This is a genomic window from Pseudomonas sp. LBUM1651, assembly GCF_059716135.1.
The window spans coordinates 294,362-305,571 of sequence record NZ_CP166805.1 but is presented as its reverse complement, the minus strand read 5'-3'; the positions used below and the strand labels follow the sequence as shown (position 1 = coordinate 305,571).

General features: G+C 56.5%; 13 protein-coding genes and 1 tRNA gene. 11 read left to right on the top strand and 3 right to left on the bottom strand.

Annotated features, from left to right (window positions below):
- Positions 1-2: 2 nt before the first annotated feature.
- From ACA066_RS01505 to ACA066_RS01495, 3 genes are all read left to right on the top strand, one after another.
- Positions 3-78 (top strand) — tRNA-Phe (locus ACA066_RS01505).
- Positions 79-373: 295 nt separating this feature from the next.
- Positions 374-1,453, top strand: a complete 1,080-nt coding sequence (locus tag ACA066_RS01500; protein WP_497697843.1) for a hypothetical protein — start codon at positions 374-376, stop codon at positions 1,451-1,453.
- Between the two features lie 70 nt (positions 1,454-1,523).
- Positions 1,524-2,315, top strand: coding sequence for a TSUP family transporter (locus tag ACA066_RS01495; RefSeq protein ID WP_497699792.1), 792 nt, complete (start codon positions 1,524-1,526; stop codon positions 2,313-2,315).
- An 86-nt stretch (positions 2,316-2,401) separates the two neighbouring features.
- On the opposite strand, the gene ACA066_RS01490 is transcribed toward ACA066_RS01495, so the two are convergent.
- On the bottom strand, positions 2,402-2,851 hold the full coding sequence (locus tag ACA066_RS01490; protein WP_497697842.1) for a carboxypeptidase regulatory-like domain-containing protein: 450 nt from the start codon (positions 2,849-2,851) through the stop codon (positions 2,402-2,404).
- Positions 2,852-3,112: 261 nt separating this feature from the next.
- On the opposite strand from ACA066_RS01490, the gene ACA066_RS01485 reads away from it, so the two are divergent.
- From ACA066_RS01485 to vapC, 6 genes are all read left to right on the top strand, one after another.
- Positions 3,113-4,171, top strand: a complete 1,059-nt coding sequence (locus ACA066_RS01485; RefSeq protein ID WP_497697841.1) for a PDDEXK nuclease domain-containing protein — start codon at positions 3,113-3,115, stop codon at positions 4,169-4,171.
- Between the two features lie 69 nt (positions 4,172-4,240).
- Positions 4,241-5,221, top strand: coding sequence for an alpha/beta hydrolase family protein (locus ACA066_RS01480; protein ID WP_497697840.1), 981 nt, complete (start codon positions 4,241-4,243; stop codon positions 5,219-5,221).
- Positions 5,222-5,241: 20 nt separating this feature from the next.
- The gene (locus tag ACA066_RS01475; protein WP_497697839.1) at positions 5,242-5,658 is read left to right on the top strand and encodes a hypothetical protein; all 417 of its coding nucleotides are present in this window, start codon (positions 5,242-5,244) and stop codon (positions 5,656-5,658) included.
- Positions 5,659-5,664: 6 nt separating this feature from the next.
- A complete protein-coding gene (locus ACA066_RS01470; protein WP_214380222.1) occupies positions 5,665-6,117 on the top strand; it encodes a hypothetical protein in 453 nt (150 codons plus the stop codon).
- 179 nt (positions 6,118-6,296) lie between these two features.
- Positions 6,297-6,527: a type II toxin-antitoxin system VapB family antitoxin gene (gene vapB / locus ACA066_RS01465; protein ID WP_017336021.1), complete on the top strand. Its 231-nt coding sequence runs from the start codon at positions 6,297-6,299 to the stop codon at positions 6,525-6,527.
- Entirely contained in the window at positions 6,527-6,934 is a 408-nt protein-coding gene (gene vapC / locus ACA066_RS01460) for a type II toxin-antitoxin system tRNA(fMet)-specific endonuclease VapC (protein WP_497697838.1), read from the top strand. The genes vapB and vapC overlap by 1 nt, the downstream gene beginning before the upstream one ends.
- Before the next feature lie 85 nt (positions 6,935-7,019).
- Here vapC and ACA066_RS01455 read toward each other — a convergent pair whose 3' ends face one another.
- Both ACA066_RS01455 and gabP read right to left on the bottom strand, forming a co-directional pair.
- Positions 7,020-7,346: a hypothetical protein gene (locus tag ACA066_RS01455; protein WP_017336019.1), complete on the bottom strand. Its 327-nt coding sequence runs from the start codon at positions 7,344-7,346 to the stop codon at positions 7,020-7,022.
- A 367-nt stretch (positions 7,347-7,713) separates the two neighbouring features.
- Positions 7,714-9,105, bottom strand: coding sequence for a GABA permease (gene gabP / locus ACA066_RS01450; RefSeq protein WP_497697837.1), 1,392 nt, complete (start codon positions 9,103-9,105; stop codon positions 7,714-7,716).
- Positions 9,106-9,657: 552 nt separating this feature from the next.
- Between gabP and ACA066_RS01445 the strand changes: the two genes are divergently transcribed.
- Entirely contained in the window at positions 9,658-10,431 is a 774-nt protein-coding gene (locus tag ACA066_RS01445; RefSeq protein ID WP_007897462.1) for an ABC transporter ATP-binding protein, read from the top strand.
- 13 nt (positions 10,432-10,444) lie between these two features.
- Complete coding sequence (locus ACA066_RS01440; protein ID WP_497697836.1) at positions 10,445-11,191, top strand: ABC transporter substrate-binding protein; 747 nt, start codon at positions 10,445-10,447, stop codon at positions 11,189-11,191.
- The last annotated feature ends 19 nt before the right edge of the window (positions 11,192-11,210 follow it).

Below are 11,210 nucleotides of genomic sequence, written 5' to 3'. Positions count from 1 at the left end.
TTGCCCAGATAGCTCAGTCGGTAGAGCAGGGGATTGAAAATCCCCGTGTCGGCGGTTCGATTCCGTCTCTGGGCACCAAATACCGAAAACCCTGAATCGCAAGATTCAGGGTTTTTTTATGCCCGGGATTTGGTGGGCACTGTTCCAGTCACTATCGAAGCACCGGACAAAGCATCAATTCCCTACGTCCTATCACCCGCCAGCAAGCGCCTGTATAGCTTTCGGAGCTGAGTCTCGACAGTCTCTCAGGCCTACCGGAACACTCCGTATGCTTTAACGGAAATGGATGACATACGCTGATCACCGGGTTGGGCAGAATCGGAGAAGGAGCTGCCGCATAACCGGGAGCAGATACACAACAGGGATGTAGACAATGACTGACGCCATCAAACAGGACGTCGAAAACGCTGAGCTTTTTACTGAGCAGGAAATCAGAATTTTCAGCTTTGATATTCGGCAGTCAATATTGCTTCACAGGTTCGCCGAAGAACTGGCCGCCATCGGCGGTCCGCAGGCACCAGGCGCCAAGTCCAAAGCCTCTCTGGCAGCCACCGAATTAAAGTTCTCGTTTTCGAAAGACCAATGCGAACTGCTGGCGGCCTACTCCAATGGCCTTGTTTGCGTGTTGATTTTTGAAGGGCTGCAAAAAATCACCGATACCAGCCCTCCAAATGAACTGCCAGACCTGTCATCCCTGGAAAATCGACACGACGTCCTTTGCCTGGCCGCCCGAAATCAGATCTTGTTGAAACTGGTGGATAACAGCTCCTTTGCCTATGACATGGACAACGAAGGAAAGCTGGTTCGATTGGTCGCCAACTTCAAAGGTGGCGGACTTACCAAAATCAATGCCGAGCCGGAAATCAAAGAACTGAGTTCCCACTCCGGCCTCGCGCTTGGCCCGCATACCGAGGCGCCTTACTGGTGCGCCGTGAACGCGAAAGACGGGCGCTCGCCCTCTCCGTCCTCGCTCATACTTTCCGCCCTGTGGAACCCGAGCCGGGAACCTACGCGGGTCATTCCGCTGCCTCCCATACTCGAAAAAATCGGCGTCATGCACTGCCTCGCACTGACCACGGGTAACTTCCAGTTCACTCGTAGCGACTCTTTTGTCAGTGGCAAAGGGGAAGATGGCCGCAACGTTTCGATTCTGGAGTTTGACGACAAGGTCGGGTTCGCAGCCCGCTTCAACTCGTATCGCTTTTCGGTCAACGACAACGCCTCGAATTTTGTCAAAACGGCCTACGCCGCCCTTTGCCAGGGGGTAGGCGAAGCAACTCCAGTCGAGTACTCGCTGACGCAAGAGTCGGCCATGGTCATCAATAACGTCCGGGCCCTGCACTGTCGCGATGTCATTAAGGACAACCGACGGGTCCTGGTTCGTATTTTCGGGCTTTCAAAATTTTCTTCCCCTGTCGTGATTTCAGAGGACCCGTTACTGCTGCGGGGCTGATTTTTAAGTGTTCAAGCTGCTGAAGGACAGTCATGTGACTGTGGCCAATAACTATAAAAGAGGGAATGAAATGTCTTGGGATTTAATAGGCATGTTGGCGCTTGTCGCTTTTTTCGCCGGTTTTTTTGATGCGATTGCCGGCGGTGGAGGCTTGATCACCTTGCCTGCATTGTTTCTGGCCGGTGTAGATCCGATCAGTGCAATTGCAACGAACAAGTTCCAGGCCGCTTCGGCAACTGTTTCGGCAACGGTAACCTTTGCTCGCAAAGGAATGATCGAGTGGCGCGAAGGCCGTTTCCTGGTGATATGCGGATTTATTGGCGGCGCCAGTGGTGCCTTGCTGGTCAGTTCTGTTGATAAGCGTTATCTGGAAGTTTGCGTGCCTGTCATGCTGATTCTGGTAGCCATCTATTTCGCGCTCTCGCCAAAGCTGGCCAATGAAGATCGACGCAAGAGAATCGGCGTTGTGCTTTTTTCGTTTACCGTCGCGCCGATCCTGGGCTTTTACGACGGCATATTTGGCCCCGGCGTGGGCTCATTCTTTATTGTCGGGTTTGTACTTCTCTGCGGCCTGGGCATGATGCGGGCCATGAGTTTTACCAAACTTGCCAACGCCTCATGCAACCTGGGTTCTTTGTCGGTCTTCATTACCAAGGGCGTGATTATTTGGCCGACTGCCATAGCCATGGCTCTGGCGGCCTTCATCGGCGCTCAATTGGGTGCACGCGCCGCTGTTCGCGTCGGTCCACGACTGATCAAACCCATGTTGATCGTGGTCTGCTGCGCCTTGGCCATCAAGCTGCTGAGCGTAGAAAGCAATCCTTTGCGCGTCGCGGTCCTTAAGTCGGTGACTTCGCTGTGATTACCAGTGCAGCGCGGACCAGTTCTTGCTTTTAACTTTGATCGCAGCTGACCCGCGCGCAATGCTTTTGCCTCTTTCATTCGCCTCTATTCGGCGCTGTTCCAATGAAAGACCAGATTGCGAGCCGCACCGCTTCCCACATCAGCCGTGTCACGTCGTTCCTCGCCATTGCGCGTTGCGACTACGGTGTACTTGCCAGGCGGCAATTGAACGTACACCAGCGGGCCAGCCTCACTCAGGGTGAGCACAGTTTGCCCTTGGGCTTTCTGAATGGCCACCTCTACATCGGGGACGTATTTATTTTCCGGCCCGATCGCAAAAGTCATGTGCAGGTTGTATCCCGTGGTCTGCTGGATAGCCTTCGCCTCATCCTCGCCGACGCCACCGGAAAGATAGGTAATCCCGTTTTGCTCTTGCCGCTGAACTTGAACGCCTGAACTGTCGATCGGCTCCAGACTGGCCGCCTGCAGCATGACGGGAAACATCAACAACCCCACGGCGGCGAGCGGCAGAATGAATGCATGGACACGTTTCATAATGGGCACTCCCGGGTTCCGCAGAACCCATTCGTTACCTTATTTTTGATTTCCCTGTGTGCGGGCGGTTTTAGATTGATTGGATCTTGGGGTCACTGCGAAATGGACTACGCGATGTATTCCATCAACACGGATTGCCGTCGGAGCGATCCCGCAAAACCAATCGGGCTTTCCTTCCCAATTCTCAGCCGCGCCCGGCATCGTCGCCCCTACCTCCCCTGCAATCCTCTTCTGCCTGTCCACATAGACGCGGAAGACTTCATGAGCGCACTCAAACCCGCTAACACTCAAGACCCACAACTCGCCTCGCTATTAGGCAATCTTGGCGAACTGATCCGTGAGGCACGGCAGAAGGTGCTGCGGGCGGTCGATACGGTCCAGGTGCAAACCTGCTGGCAGATTGGGAGGCATATTGTGGAGTTTGAGCAGGAGGGGGCCCGGCGGGCGGGTTATGGAAAGCAGTTGCTGGCAACGCTGGCGAAGGTCCTGACAGTGGAGTTTGGTAAGGGTTTTGACGAAACCAACTTGCGAAAAATGCGATTGTTTTATCAAGCGTTTCCAATTCGAGACGCACTGCGTCACGAATTGAGCTGGACCCACTACCGCAGGTTGCTGCGAGTCGATAGTGACACCGCACGCAAATGGTATATGGACGAAGCTGCCAACCAAAACTGGTCAAGCCGCGCTCTTGAACGTCAGATCAACACCCTCTACTACGAACGCCTGCTGACAAGCCGCGACCGACCTGCCGTCAAACAGGAAGCCGCCACCAACATCCAAAAAATGAAAGCGCAGCCACGGGATTTCATCAGGGATCCGGTGATACTGGAGTTTCTTGGCTCGACCAACGCGGGCTTGACTCAGGAAACCAATCTCGAACAGGCACTGATCCATCAGCTTCAAGCCTTCCTGCTTGAACTGGGAAAAGGATTTGCCTTCATCGCCCGCCAACAACGCATCAGCACCGAAAGCAAAGACTTCTACATTGATCTGGTGTTCTACAACTACCTGCTCAAGTGTTTCGTCATCTTCGATCTCAAGCGCGGCGAACTGACTCATCAGGATGTCGGCCAAATGGACATGTACGTGCGCATGTATGACGACCTCAAACGCGGACCGGAGGATGGTCCCACCGTCGGCATCATTCTCTGCGCGCAAAAAGATGAATCAGTGGTTCGCTACTCGGTGTTGAAAGACAACGAACAACTCTTCGCCAGTAAATACAAAACAATCCTGCCCAGCGAAGAGGAACTACGCGCGGAACTGGACAGGGAACAGGCGGCAATAAAGGAGCGACTGCTCGATCAGATCCCCCTATAGCCGCGGATGGATTGTTCATAAGCGGTGTGAAGACTATCGTTGGCAGCTACCCGCAAAGGTCCGAAGTCGATGAATTTTCAGGACACGTCACTGGCCCCCACTCAAATCGAGTTGCCGCTGCCAGCCTCCGCTTCTGGCGAACCGTTCAGGGAGCCCGCCGCAGACGGCTTCATCCTCGGCGGTTTCACCTGGCGGCACGCCGTTCCGGACATTGTGCGCCCGGTCGTCATCATCAACGCCGCCACCTCCGTCCGCTGCCGCCACTACTCGCGCTTCGCCGACTACCTGTTCGCCAACGGCTTCGACGTCATCACCTACGATTACCGCGGCATCGGCGAATCACGCCCTGCGTCATTAAAAAACCTCGCCGCCTCATGGTCCGACTGGGGTGCGCTGGATTTCGAGGCAATGCTCAAGCGCGCTCAGCGTGAATTCCCCGGTCAGCCCATCGATGTCGTCGGCCACAGCTTTGGGGGCTGTGCGGCGGGCCTGGGAGCTTCAGGACATCTGATCCGGCGCCTGGTGACCGTCGGTGCGCAATTCGCTTACTGGCGCGACTATGCGCCTGCTCATCGTTGGCGGATGTTCGGCAAATGGCATGTGGTGATGCCGCTGCTCACGATGATCTGCGGATACTTTCCCGGGAAGCGCCTTGGCTGGCTGGAAGACACGCCTGCCGGAGTGGTTCGCGACTGGGCCACGCCCACCGGCCGATACGAAATGCGCCCCAGCGGTCGAGCCATCGCCGCCAAGACCGGTGCACTACCCTTCGCGACGATGACCGCTAAAACCCTCGCCATCAGCATTACCGACGATCCTTACGGCACCATTGCAGCCATCGAACGCCTGCTTCGCTACTTCAGCGGCGGTACAAACACCCACTTACGAATCACCCCCGAAGACATCGGCGAAGCAGAAGTCGGACATTTCGCCTTTTTTCGTAGCGCATACCAAGCCACACTATGGCCCATTGCATTGTCCTGGCTGCAAAACGGCGAATTGGCCCCCGATACCCCCGGGCGGACAGTACCGCGCAGCGAGTCCTTTTAACGCACGACGGATCAACAACCATGGCCTCCGCCAACAAGCAGCAAAAACGCGCCACCCGCGCCAAAGCCAAGGCCAAGCAGAACCGCACCCAACGGGCTGCCGCGCCGGTCGAGCTGGATCCGAACGACGATCGCATCGACTTTGAATCGGTGGACCTCACCGAACTGTTCAAGGAAATGATCGACGCTGAAAAAACCAGTCAGCAAGCCATGTGCGTCGCGTTCCTCGAAGACCCATTGCTGGAACTGGTGTACGAGCAGGAAGGTGAAGAAGGCGCGATGGATTTCATCCTCGCCGCGCTGATCGAGTATCGCCAATGGTCCACCGAAGTGGACGAAGCGGGCGCCCTGGCGTGGATCGAATCCCCGGCCTTCCAGGCCGACTATGTAGCGGCTTCCGACATCATCGCAGCCCAAACCCAACAGAAACCGAACTGAGTTCCCATGGCATCCCTGAACAAGCAACAGAAACGCGCCAAACGCGCCAAGATCAAAGCCCGGCAGATCAATATCCACGGCAGAAAACCCGCCGCGCTGGACGATGACCTGGGCGACATCGGCGAGCCGATCCCGGAATACACCCTGGCGATGTTCAGCAAGATGCGCGACGCGGAAGCCACCAGCCGCAGCGATATGCTGCTGACGTTGCTGTCGGACCTCGCGCAAATCATCAGCGACCATCCAGAACTGCTGGACATGGAAAACGCCGACAACGAAGCCATGGCCGCCACCCACTTGGCCGCCGACATGCTGATCGACTACCGCATGTGGGCCGACGGCATGGACCGCGATGCCGCCCAGGCCTGGCTGACCGATCCGCAGTTCATCACCGACTTCGGCGATGCGCTGGACAGCTATCGCCAGTCGCTGGACGCGCAGGAAGAAAAAGCCGAGTAAGCATCGTCGTCAGAAACAAAAACGGCCGCATGTCATCACTGACAGCAGCCGTTTTTTTGGAAGCCATCCTCAAAAATCCATATGACCTCTTGTCAGAGGCTTCGTATATCCCGTTGACATATCCCAAAAGAATTCTATTCTTTGTGTTCACCATAGCCACAAAAACGCAGGAGGCCAAAATGGAACAGACCACCCTTTTCATGAGCAATCGAAGCCAGGCTGTTCGCCTTCCGAAAGCTGTGGCAATGCCGAGCGATGTAAAACGAGTCAACGTAGTCGCCATCGGCAGGGCTCGTATCATCACCCCGGCAGACGAAACATGGGACAGCTGGTTCGACGGTGATGGAGTGAGCACCGACTTCATGTCCCATCGCGACCAACCCGCTGATCAGGAGCGTGAGTCGTTCTGATGATCAAGTTCATGCTCGACACCAACATCTGCATCTTCACCATCAAGAACAAACCGCAAATCGTAAGAGAAGCCTTCAACCTTCATGACGGACAGTTGTGCATCAGTATGGTGACGCTGATGGAGCTGATCTACGGTGCCGAAAAATCTGCGACTCCCGAAAAGAATATCGCCGTGGTTGAGGGGTTCGCGGCACGTCTTGAGGTTTTGTCTTTCGACAATGAGGCCGCTGCGCACACCGGAATGATTAGATCCGAACTGGCAAAGGCTGGAACGCCCATAGGTCCCTATGACCAGATGATTGCCGGGCACGCGCGCTCACGCGGATTAGTTGTCGTAACCAACAACCTGCGAGAGTTCGAGCGGGTTTCTGGATTACGTGTAGAAGACTGGGTTCACCCCGATTGAATCGAAAAACAACTGACGAAAACAAAAACGGCCGCATGTCATCACTGACAGCGGCCGTTTTTTTTGCAAACCTGAAAAACAACAATCAGGCAGCGACAGCATCCAGACGCGGGATTTCCATCCCGACCTTGGCACTGGCGTAGCTCAGATCACCGCTGGCGATGGACTGGGCCTTGAAGCCGGCGCCGATCAGGTCGCGCACGTACAGCTTGTTGTAGATGAACATGAACACGAAGTTGCTGAGGCCGAACGTGAAGCAGGCCACGATGAACATGATCGCTGCCCACTTGATGTCGCCACGGAACAGTGGCGGCAGGAAGCCAAAGAAAAACACGGTCCACGAGAAGCCGATCGGGGCTTCCTTCATGGCTCCGGTGTTAGGGTTTTTGAACACAACCGATGTAAACGCCATGCCTGTCTCTCCTTGATGCCCAGATGGGTTGGCTGAATGGCCGGGCTATCTCCATGCAGCGTTGGCTCGTGACTGCCGCGCAAACGGCAGGCGCACGCAAATGCATCTGTGACACGCATCAGATGAGGGAGCGGGCAAGAAAGGGTCGAGGGCTTTAGCCAGGAAGGCTGGGGGCGTCGAACAATCCATGTCCTGAAACTCCATCGCACCCCGCAACAGCGAGATACACATTCGACGGGAAGGCTACTATCTCGACATCATCGTGTCCATCAGAGAGCCGATCGATAAAGCCCCTGAATGAAAGCAAAAACGACCGCGATCATTGCTGATGGCGGTCGTTTTCGGTACATCGACAGTGGACGTAAACCTAGCGCGCCACCGCGCCAATCAGCTGCTCATTGCGACGACGGCGAGCCACAAACAACCCGGCAGCCACCACACACAGGCTCAGGAAACCGGTCGCGAGGATTTCCACGCGATGGGCGTCCTGGAACAACATGATGGTCAGGGCCGCGACGATGAAGATGATCACCGCGTAGGTCAGGCCCGGGAACAGCCACATGCTGAAGGCGATTTTTTCACCGCGGCCCATGCGCTGTTTGCGCATGCGCAGTTGCGAGATTGCGATCACCAGGTACACCAGCAATGCGATGGCGCCGGAGCTGGCCAGCAGGAATTCGAACACCGCAGTCGGTGCCACATAGTTGGCGAATGTGGCCAGGAACGCTGCGCCCGTGGACAACATCACCGCCCAGTAAGGCGTGCCGCTCTTGTTGGTGCGCGTGGACACGGCCGGCGCATCACCGCGTTTGCCCAGGGAAAACATCATGCGCGACGACGTGTAGAGCGCCGAGTTCAGGCAGCTGGTCACGGCAACCAGCACCACAATGTCGACGATCATTTTGGCATTCGGGATGCCCATGCGTTCAAGCACGGTCTGGTAGGAACCGACGCTGGCCAGTACCGGGTCGTTCCATGGCACCAGGGCCACGACGATGAAGATCGATACGAGGTAGAACAAACCGATCCGCCAGATCACCGAGTTGGTGGCCTTGGAGATTTGCTTGCCAGGGTTCTTCGATTCCGCGGCCGCGATGGTTACGATCTCGGTGCCCATGAAGGAAAACATGGTGGTCAGGATAGCGCCCAGTACCGCGCCCATGCCGTTTGGCAGGAAGCCTTGGGTGTCAAACAGGTGCGAAACGCCGCTGACCTGACTGTTCGGCAGGAAACCGAAGATCGCCAGAACGCCGAGAATAATGAAGCCGATGATCGCCACGACTTTGAGCAGGGCGAACCAGAACTCGAACTCGCCGTAGTTCTTCACGCTGAACAGGTTGGTGACGGTCAGCAGCATCGTGATGACCAGGGCGAAAGCCCAGATGTCCACGCCTGGGAACCAGGCATGCAGGATGGTTGCGGCGGCGTTGGCCTCCAGCGGGATCACCAGCACCCAGAACCACCAGTACAACCAGCCGATGGTAAAACCGGCCCAGTGACCGATCGCGCGATCGGCGTATGTCGAGAAGGAGCCGGTGTCTGGCGAGGCAACCGCCATTTCACCCAGCATGCGCATCACCAACACCACCAGCATACCGGCGGCGGCGTAGGCCAACAGCACGGCCGGGCCTGCTGCAGCGATTGCGTGGCCCGAGCCAACGAACAGGCCGGCGCCGATAACCCCGGCGATCGACAGCATGGTCACATGCCGCGGTTTGAGCCCCTGTTCGAGGCCGTTAGAGCTTTGGGTATTGCTCATTGAAACTACCTTTGTAAGGAAAAGCGAATGCATGCATCCCGCCGTGAATTCTCTTCTGTAAAAAGAAACCAACGGGGCGTTCCGGAATCTGCACGCAATAAGTGCGCCAAAATGTTTCAAAACCCTCTAGTCCGGCGATCTCGTCCTGACCGGACAGTCATCGCAAGTCATTGAAAGCAATAGCACTTTGCCAGAGCGTTACCCTGCGACTCACTTAAGGAACGAATCTGCGCACCGGAAACACACCCAGGAAATGCTCAACGCACAATAAAAGTGCGTATCAGGAACGTTTGGCCGGTTAGCGCTTCCAACACCCCGCCAAAGCTGGCAACATCGCGCCCTTTTTTACGGGACAGCCGCCCCCCAACTGGTTCAAACGGCTGTTCGGTTGATAGCAGCGCGACAGTCTGCTGTACCGATGCGACAACCTGCCACATGCCACCCGTTTACCACCCGTAGCGCTGTTGGCTGCCATTCAGACGCTATGCTAGGTTGGCCGCCTCGCCAGGAAGGCCAACCAACAGCAGGAGCGAAACACTATGAGGAACGCACATGGCTGAGGCCACGCCCGCGCTTGAAATCCGCAACTTGCACAAACGCTACGGACAGCTTGAGGTGCTCAAAGGCATCTCGCTGACCGCCCGCGACGGCGATGTGATCTCGATCCTGGGTTCCTCCGGTTCCGGCAAGTCCACGTTCCTGCGTTGCATCAACCTGCTGGAAAACCCGCATCAGGGTCAGATCCTGGTGGCCGGCGAAGAACTCAAGCTCAAAGCCGCCAAGAACGGCGAACTGGTGGCGGCCGACGGCAAGCAGATCAATCGCCTGCGCAGCGAGATTGGTTTTGTGTTTCAAAACTTTAATCTGTGGCCGCACATGAGCGTGCTCGACAACATCATCGAAGCGCCGCGTCGCGTGCTCGGCCAGAGCAAGGCCGAAGCCATCGAAGTCGCCGAAGCCTTGCTGGCCAAGGTCGGCATCGCCGACAAGCGCCATGCATACCCGGCGCAACTGTCCGGCGGCCAGCAGCAACGCGCGGCCATCGCCCGCACGCTGGCGATGCAACCCAAGGTGATCCTGTTCGACGAACCCACCTCTGCCCTTGACCCGGAAATGGTCCAGGAAGTACTTAATGTCATCCGCGCACTGGCCGAAGAAGGCCGCACCATGCTGCTGGTCACCCACGAAATGGGGTTCGCCCGTCAGGTGTCCAGCGAAGTGGTGTTCCTCCACCAGGGCCTGGTAGAAGAGCAAGGATCGCCACAGCAGGTGTTCGAAAACCCGCTTTCGGCGCGCTGCAAACAATTCATGTCCAGCAACCGCTAACGGAGCTACCCGCATGCAGAACTACAAAAAGGTCTTCCTGGCAGCCGCCGTCACCCTGGCCTTCAGCGCCGGTGCCATGGCCGAAACCCTGAAGATGGGCATCGAAGCGGCCTACCCACCGTTCAACAACAAAGATGCCAGTGGCAATGTCGTCGGCTTCGACAAGGAAATCGGCGACGCCCTGTGCGCCAAGATGAAAGTCGAATGCGCCGTGGTCACGTCCGACTGGGACGGCATCATCCCGGCCCTGAACGCCAAGAAGTTCGACTTCCTGATCTCCTCGATGTCGATCACCGACGAGCGCAAGCAAGCGGTCGACTTCACCGACCCGTACTACTCGAACAAGCTGCAATTCATCGCGCCGAAAAACGTCGACTTCAAAACCGACAAGGATGCGCTGCAGGGCAAAGTGATCGGCGCCCAGCGCGCGACACTGGCCGGCACCTGGCTTGAAGACAACATGCCAGGCGTTGAAACCAAACTCTATGACACCCAGGAAAACGCTTACCTCGATCTGACTTCCGGTCGTCTGGACGGCATCCTTGCGGACAAATACGTCAACTACGAGTGGCTGAAAAGCGACGCCGGCAAGTCTTACGAATTCAAAGGCGACCCGGTGGAAGAAAGCGACAAGATCGGTATCGCAGTACGTAAAGGCGATGAGATCCGCACGAAGCTGAACACCGCACTGAAAGAAATCGTCGCTGACGGCACTTACAAAAAGATCAACGACAAGTACTTCCCGTTCAGCATCTATTGATTCTGACCTGCCTGACTGG